We start from the raw sequence: 20355 nt of genomic DNA, 5'->3' as shown, positions 1-20355 counted from the left end.
GCGTTTTGATCAAAACAGTTCATGTGAGCCATATCGGACGAGTACGTTCGGTGAATGAAGATTCAGCCTGGATTCGGAATCTGGATACAGGATATATTCTGGGAATCGTTGCAGACGGCATGGGTGGACATCTTGCTGGTGATACGGCAAGTCGCCTTGCAGTGGAGACGTTGGTACAGGATCTGGCAACACTTGAGCCAGGTTTGTCCCATGCTTCCCTGTCAGCTGCGCTTAGCGATGCGATTCTTCATGCGAATGAAGTCATATTCCGCACAGCATCCACGGACGATAAGTATCATAATATGGGGACGACAGTTGTCGCCGCTCTGTTAAATGATGCGGAAGGTGTGATTGGACATATCGGGGACAGCCGTGCATACAAAATTGCAGGTAAGGAAGTATTCCAGCTGACCGAAGACCACACACTGGTGAATGAATTGTACAAAAATGGTCAGATTAGCAAGGAGGACGTATCTCACCATCCACGTCGCAATGTGCTTACCCGTGCACTTGGCACAGATGCTGAAGTGAAGGTGGATATGGACGCTGTTCGATTGGAAGAGGGGGAAGTACTGCTTCTCTGCAGTGACGGACTCAGTAACCTGGTCAGCAATGAGCAGATTATTCAGGTTGCAGGCAATCTTGACCTTCCACTGGAAGATCGTGCAGATCGACTGCTACAGCTGGCATTGCTTGCTGGAGGAGACGATAATATCACTGTCGCTTTATTTGAGCCTCAGCAGCAAGACGCCCCACAAGTGGAAACGGGGTGTGAGTCATGATTGGGCATCAGCTAGGCGGACGCTATGAAGTCATTGAGCGTGTCGGTGGTGGCGGCATGGCTCTGGTTTACAAAGCCCAGGATTTGCTCTTAAACCGAAATGTGGCAATTAAAGTGCTCAGACAACAGTTTGTTCATGATGAAGAGTTTATTCGCCGTTTCCGGAGAGAGGCACAATCAGCTGCATCGCTCTCACATCCGAATGTCGTCAGCATCTATGATGTGGGTCAGGAAGATGACGTTCATTATATTGTTATGGAGTACGTTGAAGGCAAAAATCTAAATGAAATTATTAAGGAACGTGCGCCTTTGCAGGTCGACGAAGCGGTACACATTGCTTCTCAGATCGCGGATGCACTGGATCACGCCCATCATAATCAGATTATTCACCGGGACATTAAACCGCATAACATATTAATTGGCCGGAATGGCCGGGTAAAAGTAACAGATTTCGGGATCGCGCGTGCTGTTACCTCTACAACGATCACACAGACTGGCTCTGTCGTGGGCTCAGTACATTATTTCTCACCAGAGCATGCCAAGGGTATTGTGACTGGGGAGAAGTCGGACTTATATTCTCTTGGAATTGTACTTTATCAAATGCTTACGGGACAGCTTCCATTTCTCGGGGAAAGTCCGATTAGTGTAGCCTTGAAACATTTGCAGGAAGAGTTTGATGAACCACGCAAATTCAATCCGCTCATTCCGCAAAGTGTGGAAAATGTCATTCTGAAATCCATGCGTAAAAATCCGCAGGAGCGATATCAATCTGCGAAAGAAATGCAGCATGATCTGGAAACATGTCTCATGCCAGAGCGCCGCAATGAGTCCAAGGTTGATTTTCCGGAGGAGGATGACATTGATCAGACGCGCGTAATGCCAGCCATCAAACCGGAACCGCGTGGAATGAAGTCTACTGGAGCTGTGCCTGTGATGGAAACAGATCAGGAACAAAGCGCAGGTAAACCGAAGCAGAAAAACTGGAAAAAACCAACTCTCATCATATCCTTGACTGTTCTTCTTCTGGTCGCTATGGTTGGGGTGGTATGGTATGTCAAAGGTATGCTTGTTGTACCTGAGGTAACCGTACCTAATGTAGTTAACCAGACAGAAGAAAAAGCCCGCCAACTGCTGGAAGAACAGGGTTTGGTGGTGAGCAATGAAGTCATTCGACAGTACAAAGAAAATGTAGAACCAGGCATTGTTTTTGATCAGAGCAGGAATGAAGGCGATGTGGTCAAAAAGGGCACTGAGGTTCAGCTGAGTGTTGGTATGGAAAAAGAAATGGTGAAGATGATTGATGTTAAAGGTATTCCATATACAGAGGCCGTCAAAAATTTGACTGCACTCGGTCTTAAGGAAGACCAAATCAAACGTAAGGACGAGTTTTCCAATGAAGTTCCTTCAGGTGAAGTCATTTCTCAGACACCAGGTGTGAACGAAGAATTTGATCCTGAAGCTGTTGAGATTGAGTTAACCGTAAGCAAGGGCACTGAAACGGTCAAAATGCCTGATCTGAAAAATCATACGCGCAGTGAAGCAGAACAGATGCTGAAAGAGAAGGGACTTGTGCTTGGACAGGTACAGGAGGAATCCAGCTACACTGTAGAAAAGGGAAAAGTTACCCAGCAATGGCCTGTGGAAGCAGGAACCGATGTGAATCCTGGCGACAAGATCACGATTTTTATCAGCACAGGATATCCGGATCAGGCTCTGGAGTATTCTTTTAATATTAATGTATCACCAAAAGAAGCAGGGAAAAATAGTAAAATTCGCATCACCTATGAGGATGCACGCGGCAAAAATCAGGAGTGGGGCACACGCACGATCAATTCCGCTCAAGTCTTGACGATACCGCTTGTGCTCGCACCGAATGAAAATGGTGCTGTATCCGTTTATCGTGATGGTAAATTCCTGGATACGTATGTTGTGTCTTACAGTGAAGCGAAGAACGGTACAGTGAATGTACCTTCCATCGACCCTGAACAGAACACGCAAGCACCGCCAGCCAATACCCCTGATCCAGGGAATGGCGACAATGAAGGCAGCGTAGATAGTGGTCAGGAAAAAGAACCTGACTCCACCCCGGCTGATGGAGAAGGGGATAATCAGGAAGGCGACACTTCAGCAATGAAGACGGATAAAGGTCCAGGCAAGCATAAAGAGGATAAGAAAAAAGGAGTTATCAACGCATCAGGCCGTCCATAAGGACGGCTTATGCTGACATAAGGAAAGAATATTACTCATCTGAAGGAGGGCGACGGAGCTGTGCCAGAAGGTATCATCGTTAAAGCGTTAAGTGGTTACTACTATGTCATGCCAGTAGAAGACAACGGGGTTCCTTCGGTTGAAGGTTCCGCCGTTCAATGCAGAGCCAGGGGGATTTTTCGCAAAAGAGGCACTTCTCCGCTTGTTGGTGACCGTGTAAGCTACATGCTCACGGAGAATGGGGAAGGAACCGTCGATGAGATTCACAAGCGAGAGACCGAGTTAATTCGTCCGCCTGTAGCAAACGTCAGCTTGGCTGTTTTGCTATTTTCGGTCAAAGAGCCCGATATGAACCTGAATCTCCTAGATAAGTTCCTCGTGCATATTGAGCAAGCTGGACTTGATGCCCTTATCGTGCTGACGAAACAGGATTTGATTGATCCAGAAGCTGAGGATCGGAATATCGTGGCTGAAGTGAAGACAATGTACGAGCAGATAGGGTATGAGGTTATTTCGACCAGTTCAAGGACTGGAGAAGGCAGTGAGCTGCTTAGAGAACGCCTTGCGGGCAAGATCAGCGTGTTTTCCGGTCAGTCTGGTGTTGGCAAATCATCGATGCTGAACGCATTGATGCCAGGTCTTACCTTGGAAACGAGTGCAATCAGCATGCGTCTTGGGCGCGGTAAACATACGACCAGACATGTGGAACTCATTCCACTTGATAATGGCGGATTTGTTGCGGATACACCGGGATTCAGCCAGTTGGACTTTCTGGAGATTGGTGTGGAGGAATTATCCACATGTTTCCGAGAGTTTGCCCAGTTTGCTGATCAGTGTAAGTTCCGTGGTTGTACGCATACGCATGAACCAGGCTGTAAAGTGCTGACAGCCAAGGAGGAAGGGCTGGTCTCTGAAAGTCGATACCAGCATTATGTTCAGTTCCTGACAGAAATGAAAGATAAGAAGCGGAGGTATTAATATGATTAAAATTGCCCCATCAATATTATCGGCTGACTTCGCCAAATTAGGTGCAGAGGTTGCCGAAGCACAAGCAGCAGGCGGAGATTGGATTCATGTTGACGTTATGGACGGGCACTTCGTTCCTAATATTACACTCGGTCCTGCTATTGTTAAGGCCATTGCACCTCATACAACATTGCCGCTTGACGTTCATCTAATGATTGAGAATCCGGAACGGTACGTGGAAGAGTTCGCTAAAGCCGGCGCAGCGGTGATTACAGTTCATGCTGAGGCGTGCGTGCATCTGCACCGTGTCATTCATCTCATTAAAGAGCAGGGAATTATGGCAGGCGTTGCTCTTAATCCTGGTACTCCAGCAAGTGCAATTCAGGAAGTACTGGACGATGTAGATATGGTTCTTGTCATGACGGTGAATCCTGGTTTTGGCGGACAAGCATTTATTTCCGGTACGATGAACAAAATCAAGCAGATTCGTACATGGCTGAACGAAAGAGGACGTCATGACGTACATATCGAGGTAGACGGCGGTATTGCTGCAGATACAGCTCCACTCGTTGTGGAAGCTGGTGCTGATGTTCTGGTCGCTGGTAGTGCCGTATTCGGACGTGAAGACCGCGCTGCTGCCATTGCCGAGATTCGTAGCAGTTACGAGGGTTAATTCATGACTTTTAAAGAGACATTGCTGACAATGGCGGGAAGCATGATTACGGGCTTGGTGCTTGCACTGTTTTCAGTTCTCCAGGCTCCATTTAATGCGCTCACGTCATTAATTGGGGTTGCCGTAGTTATCATGTATTTCCGAAAGTTTGATCGGAAGGGACATCGGATTACTTTTGTCATTTTCAGCATACTGTATTATCTCATGAGTGTTTTTATGATCGCTGTTTATCAGTACATCCCTACTCAAACGTAAATGGGCTGATCTCAGGCTTGTCATTGTGGAATAGGGACAGCAGGTTCCGCATAAATATGGTTACATGAGCAGGTTTCTCATGTAGCCTTTTTTGTCGTGTTTGGGTGAAAAAGGCCTGAAGCATAGGATACGGCGGATGCATGAGCATGATGGGGAGGGTGAAGTATGAAATTTTACACATTCAAACTGCCGAAGTTTTTGGGAGGGTTTGTAAAGGCGATCCTGAATACGTTTCAAAAGAACTGATCTGATTAACAGCACAGTTAGTCGAATACCGCCGTTTTGGCTCCACGCTCATCTGGAGAACCAGATCTGTATGATGTGCCATGCGGCGGCCATTCCTGTGTGTTGGACATGTGCTTTTTGGAACACCAAAAAAGCACCTGCAAGGAACAAGGTGCTTTTTGCTTACCCGATTTATAGTAGCTTTGCGTGATTATACGCGAGTCACTTTACCGGCTTTCAGTGCACGGGTGCTTACGTATACACGTTTTGGTTTGCCGTTCACGAGAATACGAACCTTCTGAACGTTTACGCCCCAAGAACGACGGTTACGGTTGTTAGCGTGGGATACGTGGTTACCGGTGCCCGGTTTCTTACCTGTCACATAACATTTGCGAGACATAGATTACACCTCCTATCCTAAAATAACCAGTGCCTTTGGGAGAGACAAACGTCATTCCATAAGGACTTAATTGTTCTTACCTGATCCTAAAGGTCAGGCTTCAGTAGCTAATGGGTTGTTCAAGCCGGCATGGCCGGATCATTTCCATTACTTAACCTGCATAAAACAATACTTAAATATAATATCATAATCAAAAAAGCTTCGTCAACTGATCCAAAAACTTTATTTATTTCTCTTGTCTAATATAGTACAATGTTGAATAGTCCATAATACAGCCATGAATAGGCTGTTGCCGCGGGAAGCCGGAGAAAAAACCGTACGTAGAGGTTGGAGGTTTGCTTTTTTGGCAACGCTGTGAGATGCGGCATTCCATCATTGGCACCAGTCTCCATGCGGCATTCATGTCGGCTTCTGATACCGGTGCATATCCCTATGCCCGCATAACGGGTTGCAGAGAATGCAGGATATTGGTAGCCCGGCCGCCCAGACCGTTTATCCGGCTGACATGTTGTATTATATGCCTGTGCCGGACAAGGTATGGACGAAGAATAACGCAGCCGCGTTAGCGCATGAACAGACCAAATTGATTCTTGGTGCAAGTTGTTCGTGTATCAAGCTAGGAAGGGGAATTCTCACTTGAGTATACGTTCTTTAAATGGAACAGATTTCACCGCAATGGTTCTCGCCGGAGCGGAACAACTAGGGCAGCACGCAGAACACGTCAATTCCCTGAATGTTTTCCCTGTGCCGGATGGTGACACGGGAACAAATATGAATTTGACAATGACTGCTGGTGTTGCAGAGATCAAAAGAAAGAGCTCTGCTTCCATCGGAGAAGCTGCCGCAATACTGTCGAAGGGCTTGCTTATGGGCGCGCGCGGAAATTCAGGGGTTATTTTATCCCAATTGTTCCGTGGATTCAGCCGTTCAGCAGCTCCTTATGAAGAATTGAATACGATTCAATTTGCAGCCGCCCTGCAAAATGGTGTTGACGCAGCATACAAAGCTGTAGTTAAACCTGTGGAGGGAACCATTCTTACCGTAGCAAAAGAAGCGGCTAAACATGCCAGCTACTATGCAAGACGGACGAATGATATCACTGAATTAATGAATGAAGTTCTATTAAAAGCAAAAGAAGCGCTGGCGATGACTCCAGAGTTGCTGCCTGTTTTAAAGCAGGTCGGTGTGGTGGATTCGGGTGGTCAGGGTCTTGTATATATTTATGAAGGTTTTATGGACGTGCTATTGAAAACAGACGGTAGTTCACGTGCCTCACTGCAAAAAGAATCTGCTTCTTCAGCAGCAACACCGGTGAAAACGCCTGCAATCGAGCCAGTTGCAACGAAGACGGCACAAGTAATTACGCCCGAGATGCCTTTGTCAGCTCAGGCAAGATTGGAAACAGAAGATATTGAATTCCTGTACGACATGGAGTTTTTCATCAATCGTGAGCTTGGTGAGAATGCAGGAGCAACATTTGATGAAGAGTCGTTCCGTAAATCGTTGTCAATAAATGGAGATTCGATCATCATCATTGCAGACGATGAAGTGATTAAGGTGCATGTGCATTCCAAGACACCTGGTGATGTATTAAATCTGGCTTTGAAGTATGGAGAAATTACACAGATTCATATTCTCAATATGCGTGAACAGCACCGGGACCTGCTGAGCGCAGGCATGGATATTGCAGCTTCACCTGATCTCTTTGCTGACATTCCGCATGAGAAGACAAGCACATTGGAAGAAGCGGTGCTTCCGGCTGATGAAATGGCACCATATGGCTTTATTGCGGTTTCTTCCGGTGACGGCATTGCGGAAATTTTCAAAAGTCTGGGTGTAGATGTGGTGATGTCTGGTGGTCAGACGATGAACCCAAGCACAGAAGACTTTGTAAAAGCCGTTCGTTCGATTGCGGCGGATCAAATCTTTATTTTACCGAACAACTCCAACATCGTTCTTGCAGCTGAACAAGCTCGTGAATTGCTGGAGGATGAGCGCCGGATTACGGTTATTCCAAGCAAGACCATTCCACAAGGGATGGCAGCGGCATTTGCTTTCCAAGAGGATGAGTCTGCGGAAACGAACCGTGAACAGATGCTGGAGGCCATTAGCCGCGTGCAGTCCGGACAAGTGACACATGCCGTTCGGGATACACAATATGATGAACTGGATATCAAAGCCGGAAATTATATCGGGATCTATAACTCCAAAATTGTTGCGACAGATGAGAGCATGCTTCATGCTTGTGAAGGTCTGCTTGGGCAGATGATGGAGAGCGGAGATGAAGTGGTTACGGTTCTTGAGGGGGAAGAGGCTGACGCTGAGATTACTTCTTCTCTTGTTGCATGGCTGGAAGAGCAGTATCCTGACGCGGAAGTCGAGGTACATCAGGGAGGACAGCCCGTGTACTATTATCTGTTCTCTGTAGAGTCCTAATTGCGGTTGTTTCACAAGCCAATCACTATCGATTTTAGACGCTGGACGAATGACTTGTTAAACATGCATGATAGCACTTGATGTGAAGAGGAGGAGAGCCTGTGAGCCACAAGGTTGCGATTGTAACGGACAGTACGGCGGATATTCCTGAGGAACTGGTTCGTAAATACGGTATACATGTGGTTCCCTTGCGCGTGTTGTTTGGGGAAGAAAACTATGCGGATGGAGTGGAACTGACTTCGGAGCAGTTTTACGATAAGTTAAGGCAGAGCGCAGTCCTGCCTACGACTTCACAGCCTTCTCCTACCGATTTTATGGATGTGTACCAGCGTTTGCTGGACGAAAACCCGGACCGACCTATCGTATCTATACACTTGTCTTCGGGCATGAGTGGTACGTATCAATCGGCGATGCTCGGCAAGTCTCTACTGGAACGGGAAGCGGATCTAACAATCATTGATTCAAAATCGGCTTCCTACGGGTATGGTCTAATGGTTGTACATGCTGCCGAGCTTGCTGAACAAGGCAAGTCTGTTGCTGAGATTGCAGTTGCTGTGGAGGCAATGCAACAATCCCGTAAACTGTTTTTTCTGGTGGATACGCTGGAGTATCTGCAGAAAGGCGGACGGATTGGCAAAGCCTCAGCGATCTTGGGAACGCTGTTAAATATCAAACCGATCCTGTCTATCGATGAAGAAGGCGTAATCTACGCCGTAGAGAAAGTCAGAGGTCATAAAAAGGCTATGGCACGTATTATTGAACTGTTCCAGAGGGATCTGGCTGGAAAGCGAGTCAATCTGGCGGTAGGTCATACGGCCGACCCCGCGTCAGCAGAGGCTTGTGCGGAACAGTTACGAGGTCATTTTACATTGAATGAAGTGATCTATACGAATATCGGGGCCGTTATTGGCAGTCATGTGGGGCCCGGTGTTATTGCTATCTTTATGTGGCCTGTTCCGGAATGAGGGATTAGATATGAACTTGGAAGAAATATCAGTCAAGCAAATTAACGGCGTGAGTGCTCTCAAAGAGGGAGAGCTTCACGCCTTTGGCATCTCTAGTGTGAAAGACTTGCTGGAGTATTATCCGTTTCGTTATGAAGATTATCGTCTGCGTTCGCTTAGTGAGGTAAAAGACGGAGACAAAATTACGGTACAAGGTCAGGTTATGGGTGTTCCAGTGTTGCAACGTTATGGTAAAAAGTCCCGTCTGACTTGCAAGATTATGACGGAAGAGTGGATGATTACGGCAACGTGGTTTAACCGCCATTTTCTCAAGGACCAGCTTACACCCAACCGGGAAATTGTGCTTACAGGGAAATGGGAACAAAAGCGTATGCAGCTTAACGTATCTGATTCGGAATTCCCGGATAAAGGCGATGGACGTTCAGGCACACTGCAACCGGTATATTCCGTCACGGGCAAGGTCACGCAGCAATGGATGCGCAAGACGATTAACCAGGGGCTGACTCAGTACGGTGAGATGATTCCGGAGATTTTACCGCAGGCATTGATTAAAAAATATAATCTGATGCCACGCAAGCAGGCAATAGCCGGTATTCACCGTCCGCAAGATAATCAGGAAGGTCAGCGAGCCAGACAGCGCATGGTCTATGAGGAGTTATTTTTGTTCCAACTTAAAATGCAGGCGTTTCGTGCGTTAAATCGAAACCGAATGGATGGCATGGTACATACAACGGACAATACGACGATTCGAGAGTTTGTACGTAGTTTGCCGTTTGAGTTGACAGATGCGCAAAAGAAGGTGGAACTTGAAATATTGCATGATATGCGTTCACCCTATGCGATGAATCGGTTGCTGCAAGGCGATGTAGGTTCTGGTAAAACGGTGATCGCAGCCATTGCACTTTATACGACGGTGCGCTCCGGCTTTCAGGGGGCACTTATGGTGCCAACTGAGATTCTGGCGGAACAGCATATGCGATCCTTGCAGAAGCTGTTTGAGCCTTTTGGTGTGACGGTGGGTCTGTTAACGGGCAGTGTAAACGGACGCAAACGGAAAGATCTGATCGCCTCCTTGCAGATGGGAATGCTGGATATTGTGGTGGGCACACACGCCCTGATTCAGGAAGATGTCTTTTTCCGGGAGCTGGGCCTTGTGGTGACGGACGAGCAGCATCGCTTCGGGGTGAATCAGCGCAGCGTTTTGAGACGTAAAGGGTATAATCCGGATGTATTAACGATGACCGCAACACCTATTCCGCGGACGCTTGCGATTACGGCATTTGGCGATATTGAGGTGTCGACGATATCGGAGCGGCCGAAGGGGCGAATTCCGATCTCCACGTACTGGGTGAAGCACGACATGATGGAGCGAGTGCTCGGTTTTATTTCGAGAGAGGTAGATCAGGGACGTCAGGCTTATCTGATTTGCCCACTGATCGAGGAATCGGAAAAGCTGGATGTGCAAAATGCGATTGACCTGCATGTACAGATGCAGCAGAATTTCCCTAAATACAAAGTAGGGCTGCTCCACGGGCGCATGACAGCTGCGGAAAAAGAAGAAATGATGCGAGAGTTCTATAGCAATGACATTCAGCTTTTGGTATCTACCACGGTGGTAGAAGTCGGAGTCGATGTACCCAATGCCACACTGATGGTCATTATGGACGCAGACCGTTTTGGTTTGTCCCAGCTGCATCAGCTGCGGGGGCGTGTTGGACGTGGTGCCCATGCATCCTATTGTGTGCTTATTGCTGATCCGAAGACAGAGGTCGGGCAGGAACGCATGAAGGTCATGACCGAAACCGAGGATGGATTCGAGGTGTCACGGCGTGATTTGGATCTCCGGGGGCCAGGTGATTTCTTTGGCACCAAACAGAGTGGGCTACCTGAATTCCGACTGGCCGATATGGTAGCAGACTTCGCCGTACTGGAGCAGGCGCGGGATGATGTATCCGCACTGATTGCGGATGCTACGTTCTGGACTTCAGTTGACTATACACCTCTACGTGATTTTCTTCAGCAACAGCAGGTGTTCAAGGGTGATCTGATCGATTAAGCGCTGGATGTGTTTTAAGGCATGTTTTGTAAAAAGTGACAAGTGAACAAGCCCTCCCGACATATGAATAAGAAGTGAGTTCATTTTTTGGGAGGTGCTGTACGTTTTGGGTTACCAACAATATGGAATTAGTCCGCAGCTGGTGGAGCGGATCAAACTTAAGATGAAAAATCCTGCGGTTAAAGAGCGGATTAAAAAGCTGATCGATGGCGTAACGAAGGCCGATCTGCAGGATAAAGCGAAGGTGCGTCGGCTCATTAAATCATCGGCAGTCATTATGAATGAGAACTTCTCACCTGCACAGGAGGAGCAATTTGTTACTTTTGTGATCGCGCAGAAGATTGATCCGAACAATACGTTTCATTTGATTAAGCTGTGGGGTATGTTCAGGTAAAGTTGAATGTGATGTTATCCTGCAAAGAAAGATGAGTGTTTACACGTGGCACTACGAGGACAGAATACCCTTCTGATCGCTGTTATCCCCGGATTTTTTGTGAATTACCCTCTATAAAGGTATAATCCGGTGATAAAGGCGAACGCTCCGCTTCTTTAGGCTATTTCTGTCCTCTCCGTTAAACTGTAAACGAACGTTCTTTTGAAAGGCACATTACATTCAAGAGAGATTGGTAATGTAAAGAAGGGTGTTTCATCAGTCATATATGACTTGATGAAATGCCTTTTTGGATTTTTAGAGAGGATAATTTCTGTTTTCCTCACTTGGAAGGGAAGACCGCGGTATACGAGTAGTGTAGACATAATCTCACAGTATGAGATGCGAGATGTATGACGGTTATCGGGCTCTGTTATTTTTTTGATAGATGTGGAGGAAGTTAGATTGGAAATGTTTAAGATGCTGAGAGGGCACCAGGGAGCTTGGTTTTTCTAACGATCACCGGAGACGCTATTTAGGGTATATCACACCTTTTTATTTTCTAACGATCACAGGAGAGCTTATTTTAGGAATTTGATATGAAAATGGACATTTTTACTCTCTTTTCAGCGAAATCGGTTCAACCCCTTAATATTGGACACTAGCTAGCTTTTTCTCAGATTGACGCATCATAATGCAATGGATTTGGGCTCTATGGTTCCTTCGTTGACCAGGCGCAGGTAATCTGTCGGCGACCAGTCGTGTAGACTGCCGTGAATACGGTCTTTGTTGTAATAACGGATATAACGGTCTACCTCGGAAAAGGCTTCTTCGTAGCTTTCGAAACAATGTCGCTGGTAACACTCACGTTCCAGAACACTATGAAACGATTCAATAAAAGCATTTTTATTCGGTGTTCGAACGGGTGTCCGCTCATGCTCTAAACCTGCTTCTTCACAGAAGTTATAAAACGCTTTGCTTATAAACTGAGGGCCGTTATCGGTACGAATCACGAGCTTTGGCTCGGTCTTAGGGATACGTCGCGTTACCATAGCCTGCCGGAGCGTATGCAGGATGCTCTGCGTGTCGCAGGCTTTACCGCGATGGTGAGCGACGATTCGACGATCAAAAACATCAATAATACTTGCGAGGAAAAAGTGCCGGCGTTTCCCCGCAACATAACCGTACTTGATATCCATCTGCCACAATTGGTTAGGCCCATCTACCGTTCGGTTATTAGCTACTTTTCTCGGTACGGTATGGATTTGTTCGCGCTGAGGGAGAAGGATACTGAGAGACTTACAGAGCCGATATACTTTCTTTTTGTTAATTACCAGATTGTACTTTCGGCGTAACAACACGGTTAGTTTTCGGTAGCCAAACGCTGCATTTGGCCCTTGAATCAAACGACGAAGAAACCCGACAATCCGAGTGTCCGAAATACGATTCCCTTGCTGGTTGTAAGAGTATCCAGGGATTTTTCGTCCGCTACTTATGGGTTGCTGGCGTTCAGGGTGTTTCAAGTGATAATAATATGTTGAGCGAGGAACATCGCAGATCCGGAGCACCGTACGGACAGGATATCCTCGCTCAATCCAACCTATCGCGGTTTGTAGTCGGGATACTTTTTTTTAACGAGATCCTTAAGAATCTGGTTTTCTAATTCTTTTGCGCCAAGAAGTTTCAAAGCTTCATTGTATTTCTCCTGTAATTCTTGATAGTTGGCTACATCTTGCTGTATTTGTTGTGTTTCTTTTTGTTTTTTAGCCACCAGTTCCCCCACCTCATCTTCGTATTGACGAACCCAAGTCGTCAGCGTTTTAGGAGACATGCCGTACTTTCGTGCCACGACCTCTGTCCGGAGGCCAGAAAGCACCTCTACGACATACTCCTTTTTCGCCTCAACTGGGCATCTAAATCGTCTTTTCATGAACACTCTCCTCATTTCATTTAGTGTATCTGAGGTAGCTTTGAGTGTCCAATTGGATTAGGGGGCTTTAAAGTTACAATTCCAGGCAGCTCTGTATTGCTCAAATAAGCTCATGTGAGACCGTTAGCATTTGAGGTGGTGTGTTGAAGAGGAAAGAATGACTGTGGGGTATTGTAACGGGGGAGCTTGGTGATGTAGTAGGGTAAAGTTAATCACATCTGATCTTGCTTTTAGCTATTTCGCTGCGCTACCCAGACATAGTTGAACAATGTTATTCAGATGTTCGGTTGGCCTCTTTGGTCTTGTTGGATACGGGAGCACGGTCCGGGACCATAGTTGCATACCACATTGTGATTAAGGTGGCGATGAATACTCCATTATGGGGAAGCTCTGCGAATATGTAATCTTGTACGGCTAGCACCAGAATTGAAACACATAAAACGATCTGGAGTACTCGTCCTGTGGATCGTTCAGCATTGCCGGATCGCCCGGAGATCCATTTTAAAATATAGATTATAAGACTAAATAACAGAAGCGAACCAAGGAGTAAAATGGCAAGCATGTAAGAGCACCTTTCTGTGGAGAAGTTGTAGGTAGAAGTATCCTTATAAAGGCAAATATTAGTTTCCTGATTATACCACATCCCTTTTCTTTTTTTTTGATTTTCACAGGATATCCTTTGCTTTCCTCCAAAGGGGAGGGTAAACTGTTGCATACGAGTAGTGCGGATACAATATCGCAGTGTGGGATGCATGAGGGTGATCTGGCGTTGTTATTGTTATTTTTTTCAGATAGATGTGGAGGAAGATGGATTGGAAATGTTTACGATGCTGCTGGGGCTGTTTGAGCGGGCGGCGCTGCTGATTATATTTTTGTTTTTTCTGTCGCGGGTGCCGCGGTTCAGGCAGATTTTGCAGAAGGGCAAGTTAAGGTGGCAGGAGTATGCTGCGGTAACTATGTTATTCTGTGCGTTTGCCATCTTTGGTACATATACAGGCATCAACGTTGAAGGCTCACTTGTTAATGTGCGGATCATTGCGATTTTATCAGGTGGAATTTTGTTTGGAGCACCGGTGGGCATTATTACGGGACTCGTGTCCGGGATGCATCGTTACCTCATCGATATGGATGGCATAACCGCGATTCCGTGCCTGATCACAAGTATACTTGCGGGGTTGGTGTCTGGTTACATTCACAAATACACCCCAAAATCCAAACGCTGGATGATCGGTATTGGGGCAGGCATGATCATTGAAGCGCTCACGATGCTGCTGATTCTCCTATACTCGTATCCTGACCCGCTTGGAGCAGATATCGTTTCGAAGATTGCACTGCCGATGATTCTGGGTGAGGTGAACATTGGGCTGATCGTACTTCTGGTGCAGAGTGTGGAGGGGGAAAAGGAGTTAATTGCAGGCCGTCAGGCCAAGCTGGCATTGGAGATTGCGAATAAAACACTGCCTTATTTCCGCTCCATTGATGAGGATTCCCTGCGCAAAATATGTAAAATCATTCAGGAAGATATCCAGGCCGACGCGGTAGCGATCACCGATACACGGAATGTTTTGGCTTATGTTGGTTTTGGCGAGGAACGGTATCATATTGGCAATGAGATTATTAGTGAAATGACCAAGAAGACGATTTCCAGCGGGGAAATTACGATCAGTAACGATGTAACAGATGAGAAAACCCCGGATATCCACTCGTTGCTGATCATTCCCCTGAAAGAACGGGGCGATGTGACGGGCGCGCTTAAAATCTATTATCGTAAAGCCTACAAAATTACGTATCCACTGCAAACGATGGCTGTGGGACTTTCTCAGATTATCTCCACACAGATGGAGGTTTCGCGGGTAGAGGAGATTAAGGCTGCGGCGAACAAAGCGGAATTACGCGCATTACAGACAACGATTCATCCTCATTTTTTGTTCAATGCGCTGAACGCTATCGCTTCGTCCATACGCACCAAGCCGGATCGTGCGCGGGAACTTATTGTTAACCTCTCGGGTTACATGCGTTACAACTTGGAGCTGTCGGATGAGTTAATTGATATTCATAAAGAGCTGGAGCAAGTCCGTAATTATGTGGAGATTGAAAAAGCGCGTTTTGGCAGCAGACTCACGGTTATCTACGAGATTGATGAAGTGGCAGTGCATATTCCAAGCCTGGTCATTCAGCCTCTCGTAGAAAACGCGATTATACATGGGATTCTGAAGGTTAAAGGCCCTGGAACCGTGCGGATTCAGGTACAGGATCATTCTGATTTTGTGCGTATTAGCGTGAGTGATACCGGGGCAGGCATCAGTGGGGATATTATTGAAAAAGTCTACCATGATCGCATGCCGGGCAACCAAATCGGGCTATATAATGTGCATCGGCGTGTGAAGTTGATTTATGGACAAGGCCTAACGATTAGAAGGTTAGAGCAAGGGACCGAGATTTTATTTGATGTACCCAAAGGAGATGTCATATCAAGGTGATGATGAAGCGATGAAAGCGTTAGATGAAGGCATGTTGAATGGGGTAGACAAAAGAAGGATGAGAGCCTTAGTTGTGGAGGATGAAATTCCGGCAAGTGAAGAATTGAGTTATCTCATTCACGAACATAGCCAGATTGATGTTGTGGATTGTCTGGAAGATGGCCTGGATGTGCTTAAATTTTTGCAGGAGCAGGAAGTGGATGTACTATTTCTCGATATTAACATTCCTTCGCTGGACGGTATGATGCTGGCACATCATATTGGCAAGTTTGCACGTAAACCTTACATCGTATTTACGACAGCCTATAAGGAGCATGCGGCTGAGGCTTTTGAACTGGAAGCCTTTGATTATATTTTGAAGCCTTATGACGAGAAGCGGATCGCAGCCATGTTGCACAAGTTGGAGCTGACCTTCAAACGCGATCAGGAGCAAACGGAGAACATCGATAGCCTAATGCAGGGGGAGAACCGGGCATATCGGCGCGCAGAGGAACATTCGTCAGCAAATGATCATGGGGCTCAGCGAGGACATGACACAAGAGAAGATCAGGTTCGCTCTGGCGTACGGCAGGCACATCAAGGACTGGAGCAGCGACCGATATCTACTAATTCTCCATCACAGGCGGCGGATCATCTGACAGGAACACGGGTCAATTTGCTGCGCAATGACAATATCATTGTCACCGATTCGGCGGACATCTATTATGCGGAGGCTCAGGAGAAGGTCACTAAGGTGTATACCAAAAATGGAGAGTTCACGATGCCGGTCAGCATTTCCGATTTTCACAGTCGCTTGCCGCAGGATGCCTTCTTCCGTTGCCATCGTTCCTACCTCGTGAATCTTGTCCAAATTCGTGAGATCGTGCCTTGGTTTAACAATACGTATCTGCTTCGTTTGCGCGATCTGGAAGCCGAAGTGCCCGTCAGTCGTGGCAAAGTCAAAGAATTCAGGCAACTCATGCGCATATAACGGCATTTCATTCCGTATTTGATGCAACTCATGCTCAGAACGGCTCGATGAATCCCCTTTCATATATGATGGTCTTGTGAACGCATTCAAGTATGTTTGAATGGTACAGAGAATGTTCAACATGTCACAGACATCGGCAAAGGGGAGATTACGATGAAAGCAGCTATTTCATCCGCTTCATCAGCATTGAATTCAACCACGACATCATCTTTATCCATGAACCGCTGGCTTATTGTACTGGGTACAATTATTGTACAAATGGGACTCGGCACCATTTACACTTGGAGTTTATTTAATCAACCGCTGTCTGATCGTTTCGGATGGGACGTCAGCTCGGTCGCGATAACTTTTTCGATAACGAGTTTTGCTTTGGCATTTGCTACCTTGTTTGCGGGCCGATTGCAAGAGCGCTGGGGGCTTCGGCGTTTGATCCGTGTAGCCGGGGTGGTACTCGGGCTTGGACTTATTCTAAGTTCTCAGGTGAGCTCGTTAACGCTGCTGTATCTGCTGGCTGGGTTTGTGGTTGGTTTTGCGGACGGCACAGCATATATCACTTCTCTATCCAATCTGATCAAGTGGTTCCCTGAACGTAAAGGTCTGATCTCGGGTATTTCGGTAGGTGCTTTTGGTACCGGTAGTCTATTGTTCAAATATGTGAACTCCGCCCTGATTAGTGCGGTTGGCCCAGCGCAAGCCTTTATGTACTGGGGGATAATCGTTCTTGTACTGGTTGTTGCCGGATCATTCCTGATCCGTGAAGCGGTGGTTCGTGAACAGTCTCCGGTGAATGCCAAAGAGGGCGCGGTCAGTGAACCTTCAGAAGTCCATCATGAATATACAGTTAAAGAAATGCTTCGCACAAAAGAGGCGTATATGCTTTTCGGTATTTTCTTCACAGCATGTATGAGCGGTCTGTACCTGATCGGCATTGTCAAAGATATTGGCGTACAGCTCGCAGGTCTTAACGTGGCAACGGCAGCGAATGCGGTGGCCATGGTCGCTATTTTTAACACAGCGGGTCGTATAATTCTGGGAGCCTTGTCGGATAAAGTAGGACGGATGAAAGTCATCGCCGGAGCGTTGCTCGTAACAGCCGTGGCTGTTATGACGCTGAGTCTGGTGCCGCTGAACTTTGGAATCTTCTTCGCTTGTGTGGCAGCGATTGCCTTCTGCTTTGGGGGTAACATTACCGTGTTCCCAGCCATTGTGGCCGATTACTTCGGGTTGAAAAACCAGAGCAAAAACTACGGCGTCATTTATCAAGGGTTCGGATTCGGTGCTCTGGCCGGATCATTTATCAGCGCGTTGCTGGGTGGTTTCCATCTTACCTTTATCGTCATTGCGGTACTCTGTGCGGTATCACTGCTGATGGCACTGATCATCACACCTCCAGGTACAAGCCTGCGGGCACGTGATTCCCATAATAAACAGATGCAGTTCAACCCGTCATCGCGGGCAAGCTAAGTTGTAGTTATATCGTTGTACAGATCCATATATACGTATCACAACATCACAGAGACCTAGTGATTGGACACGGCATTGGGCTAAGAACGAATACCAAAAGTTAGATTAGATTAATGGCAAGCGGTCTCAGATGAGGCCGTTTTTACCTTTTTCAAAAGCTTCACAAATCCCAAAAGCCTTGTTGCCAAGTGCAAGAGCGACATAACCACGCTGACGTACATCCCAAGATGTGCATTGCTACCTTTGCTTCTGTTATACTTTAGGTGAATCAAAGCAAAACTGTACTCGATGACGCGCTATAAAATGATATATACGGTATGCGACACGATGACATTGAAATGATCTATCCTGAGGAGGCATATTCATGAACTTTGTAAAATACACAGAACCGGACTTTGAACATTATTATGCACTCGTTTCCAATGAGGACGTCATGAAGCAGATTACCGAGCGGGCGATCCCGGAGCCGGAAGCGAGAACACAGTTCGATTCCATGCTAGATTATAACCTTCGTTCTTTATGCGGGCACTATCGAGTGACCACGCAGGATGATGCGGGTGTGGCCTACGCCAAATTGATTCTGGATGAAGATAACCCAAGCCGGGCAGAGATGGGGTATATGATTCTACCGGAGCATTGGGGCAAAGGTCAGGGTACAGCTATCGCGTCCCGCCTGATTATTCAGGCTCAGGCTGCAGGCATTGAGGTTCTATATGCCGTTATTGATCCTTCCAATGCGGCATCCCGTCAGATTTTGCTTAGACAGAACTTTGAATCAACATGGGTGGGAGATTACGACGGTTTGCCTGGGGAGATTCTGGAGTTGAATCTGCGTCCTAACAGATAAAGACGTTAGATACACATGAAAGTATATGCTTAAACATGCTGTAGCCGCTTATAAAGCGGCTTTTTTCTGTGCAATCTATATTAGATAGAGAATGGCCCTAAATTACATGTAAAAGGAGAGCATATGATAAAGTCATTGGAATGGATTACGCATCCTCCGTTTAACCCTATTCATGATAAGCTTTATACTCCCTTTGAGTTGCTTAAGGGTTTTAATGTGGATGATGCACGGAGTCTATTAGTCACGCCAGATTTCCGGTGTTTAACATATTTTCATCAACAAGGAGGTACAACCGTCTCAGATCCTTATGCTGCGATGATGGAGGCTGTACATGATACATCCGTTGTACGTGAAATGAACGGATTTCTGGCAACGGAGTTACAGGCAGGCCGTCGTCCTGTTGCAATCATGGGAGGACATCGGGAGAAACGTGGAAGCGAAACCTATCGTAAAGTAGCACGAATTGCCCAGAAGCTATCAGAATCTGGCTTTATTGTCGTTAGCGGTGGTGGACCTGGTTGTATGGAAGCAACACATCTTGGTGCTCTTCACGCTGGACGGTCTGCAGACTGCCTTGAATCTGCAATAAATCGTTTGGCAGAGGAACCGTTCGCTGAATTCCCGCAAAACATGAGCGATATTATCGGTAAAGATGGACAGACCTTTAATGAAGAACTGTTAAGCAAACTCCATAAATGGATGCTTCCCGCATGGGAAATAGCAAATGGACTCAAGGATCAACTCAGCCCACTCAATTGCAGTTTGGCACTGCCGACCTGGCATTATGGCCACGAGCCTTTTACTCCGTTTGCTACCCACGTTGCGAAATACTTTCTCAATAGTATACGGGAAGATGTACTTCTTACACTCGCTTCATGCGGTATCATTTTTTCGGAGGGGCGGGGAGGCACAATCCAGGAAGTGTTCCAGGACGCTGCTCAAGTCTATTACCGTGAGAATGACGCGTATAATAAGGCTCCAATTACTTCAATGCTGTTTCTTGACAGCCAGTTCTGGACCAATTCAGAGACCCCTGATAAAAGGCTGCACATGCCAGTGATGGGTTTGCTTTACCAACTTTTTGTCGGTACGAAAAATATGACAGAAGAGGAATTCAAACGTTATATTCGCGTTGTCGATGATGCTGATGAAGCCGTAAACATCATTATTGAAAATGCACAATCCGCGAGTCAGGTCGTGCACAAACTTGCCAGAATTGGCATTAGCAATATTGATTCGGAGCTTATGGCTGAAAGAGCGGAAGATTTTGTTAACCAGCGAGGGAACAAGACTGAAATATGATTCATGGAATTAGGAAAAATGAAGGAA

Annotated in this window: 20 protein-coding genes; 16 read left to right on the top strand and 4 right to left on the bottom strand. The window is 46.6% G+C overall.

The window, feature by feature from the left end; all coding sequences use genetic code 11:
• Positions 1–5: 5 nt before the first annotated feature.
• From MHI38_RS06380 to spoVM, 6 genes are all read left to right on the top strand, one after another.
• Positions 6–782: a Stp1/IreP family PP2C-type Ser/Thr phosphatase gene (locus tag MHI38_RS06380; protein ID WP_154888323.1), complete on the top strand. Its 777-nt coding sequence runs from the start codon at positions 6–8 to the stop codon at positions 780–782.
• Positions 779–2989 carry a Stk1 family PASTA domain-containing Ser/Thr kinase gene (gene pknB / locus MHI38_RS06375; protein ID WP_154888325.1) on the top strand — a complete coding sequence of 737 codons (2211 nt, stop codon included), beginning with the start codon at positions 779–781 and terminating at the stop codon, positions 2987–2989. The genes MHI38_RS06380 and pknB overlap by 4 nt, the downstream gene beginning before the upstream one ends.
• A 60-nt stretch (positions 2990–3049) precedes the next feature.
• Positions 3050–3967 carry a ribosome small subunit-dependent GTPase A gene (rsgA, locus tag MHI38_RS06370; protein WP_090923635.1) on the top strand — a complete coding sequence of 306 codons (918 nt, stop codon included), beginning with the start codon at positions 3050–3052 and terminating at the stop codon, positions 3965–3967.
• 1 nt (position 3968) lies between these two features.
• On the top strand, positions 3969–4628 hold the full coding sequence (gene rpe / locus MHI38_RS06365; protein WP_090923634.1) for a ribulose-phosphate 3-epimerase: 660 nt from the start codon (positions 3969–3971) through the stop codon (positions 4626–4628).
• Positions 4629–4631: 3 nt separating this feature from the next.
• Positions 4632–4883, top strand: coding sequence for a hypothetical protein (locus MHI38_RS06360; RefSeq protein ID WP_090923633.1), 252 nt, complete (start codon positions 4632–4634; stop codon positions 4881–4883).
• A 165-nt stretch (positions 4884–5048) separates the two neighbouring features.
• The gene (spoVM, locus tag MHI38_RS06355; protein ID WP_019424875.1) at positions 5049–5129 is read left to right on the top strand and encodes a stage V sporulation protein SpoVM; all 81 of its coding nucleotides are present in this window, start codon (positions 5049–5051) and stop codon (positions 5127–5129) included.
• Between the two features lie 190 nt (positions 5130–5319).
• Here the strand turns inward: spoVM and rpmB are convergent, their stop codons facing one another.
• Both rpmB and MHI38_RS06345 read right to left on the bottom strand, forming a co-directional pair.
• Positions 5320–5508, bottom strand: coding sequence for a 50S ribosomal protein L28 (rpmB, locus tag MHI38_RS06350; protein WP_024631107.1), 189 nt, complete (start codon positions 5506–5508; stop codon positions 5320–5322).
• Positions 5509–5734: 226 nt separating this feature from the next.
• Positions 5735–5911 carry a hypothetical protein gene (locus MHI38_RS06345; RefSeq protein ID WP_186809620.1) on the bottom strand — a complete coding sequence of 59 codons (177 nt, stop codon included), beginning with the start codon at positions 5909–5911 and terminating at the stop codon, positions 5735–5737.
• Between the two features lie 54 nt (positions 5912–5965).
• On the opposite strand from MHI38_RS06345, the gene MHI38_RS06340 reads away from it, so the two are divergent.
• The 5 genes from MHI38_RS06340 to MHI38_RS06320 all read left to right on the top strand — a co-directional run bounded on the left by MHI38_RS06340 (position 5966) and on the right by MHI38_RS06320 (position 11359).
• The gene (locus MHI38_RS06340) at positions 5966–6148 is read left to right on the top strand and encodes a hypothetical protein (RefSeq protein WP_090923632.1); all 183 of its coding nucleotides are present in this window, start codon (positions 5966–5968) and stop codon (positions 6146–6148) included.
• Positions 6145–7944: a DAK2 domain-containing protein gene (locus MHI38_RS06335; protein ID WP_154888329.1), complete on the top strand. Its 1800-nt coding sequence runs from the start codon at positions 6145–6147 to the stop codon at positions 7942–7944. The genes MHI38_RS06340 and MHI38_RS06335 overlap by 4 nt, the downstream gene beginning before the upstream one ends.
• Positions 7945–8045: 101 nt before the next feature.
• Positions 8046–8909 carry a DegV family protein gene (locus tag MHI38_RS06330; protein WP_154888331.1) on the top strand — a complete coding sequence of 288 codons (864 nt, stop codon included), beginning with the start codon at positions 8046–8048 and terminating at the stop codon, positions 8907–8909.
• 10 nt (positions 8910–8919) lie between these two features.
• Positions 8920–10965 carry an ATP-dependent DNA helicase RecG gene (gene recG, locus MHI38_RS06325; protein WP_154888332.1) on the top strand — a complete coding sequence of 682 codons (2046 nt, stop codon included), beginning with the start codon at positions 8920–8922 and terminating at the stop codon, positions 10963–10965.
• Between the two features lie 106 nt (positions 10966–11071).
• Positions 11072–11359, top strand: coding sequence for a stage VI sporulation protein F (locus tag MHI38_RS06320; protein WP_145331903.1), 288 nt, complete (start codon positions 11072–11074; stop codon positions 11357–11359).
• Positions 11360–12024: 665 nt separating this feature from the next.
• Here MHI38_RS06320 and MHI38_RS06315 read toward each other — a convergent pair.
• Both MHI38_RS06315 and MHI38_RS06310 read right to left on the bottom strand, forming a co-directional pair.
• Entirely contained in the window at positions 12025–12930 is a 906-nt protein-coding gene (locus MHI38_RS06315) for an IS3 family transposase (protein WP_308723561.1), read from the bottom strand.
• A gap of 5 nt (positions 12931–12935) precedes the next feature.
• A complete protein-coding gene (locus MHI38_RS06310; RefSeq protein ID WP_308723560.1) occupies positions 12936–13265 on the bottom strand; it encodes a transposase in 330 nt (109 codons plus the stop codon).
• An 827-nt stretch (positions 13266–14092) separates the two neighbouring features.
• Between MHI38_RS06310 and MHI38_RS06305 the strand changes: the two genes are divergently transcribed.
• The 5 genes from MHI38_RS06305 to MHI38_RS06285 all read left to right on the top strand — a co-directional run bounded on the left by MHI38_RS06305 (position 14093) and on the right by MHI38_RS06285 (position 20328).
• Positions 14093–15745: a sensor histidine kinase gene (locus MHI38_RS06305; RefSeq protein WP_341181908.1), complete on the top strand. Its 1653-nt coding sequence runs from the start codon at positions 14093–14095 to the stop codon at positions 15743–15745.
• Between the two features lie 58 nt (positions 15746–15803).
• Entirely contained in the window at positions 15804–16715 is a 912-nt protein-coding gene (locus tag MHI38_RS06300; protein WP_253500013.1) for a LytR/AlgR family response regulator transcription factor, read from the top strand.
• A 153-nt stretch (positions 16716–16868) separates the two neighbouring features.
• A complete protein-coding gene (locus MHI38_RS06295) occupies positions 16869–18179 on the top strand; it encodes an L-lactate MFS transporter (protein ID WP_373323287.1) in 1311 nt (436 codons plus the stop codon).
• A gap of 364 nt (positions 18180–18543) precedes the next feature.
• Entirely contained in the window at positions 18544–19026 is a 483-nt protein-coding gene (locus MHI38_RS06290) for a GNAT family N-acetyltransferase (RefSeq protein WP_090922690.1), read from the top strand.
• Positions 19027–19149: 123 nt separating this feature from the next.
• Positions 19150–20328 carry an LOG family protein gene (locus MHI38_RS06285; protein WP_308723156.1) on the top strand — a complete coding sequence of 393 codons (1179 nt, stop codon included), beginning with the start codon at positions 19150–19152 and terminating at the stop codon, positions 20326–20328.
• Positions 20329–20355 lie beyond the last annotated feature (27 nt).

This window comes from Paenibacillus sp. FSL K6-1558, assembly GCF_038002565.1.
GTDB lineage: Bacteria > Bacillota > Bacilli > Paenibacillales > Paenibacillaceae > Paenibacillus > Paenibacillus polysaccharolyticus.
The sequence above is the reverse complement of the archived record's forward strand: the minus strand, read 5'-3'. Positions and strand labels throughout refer to the sequence as shown.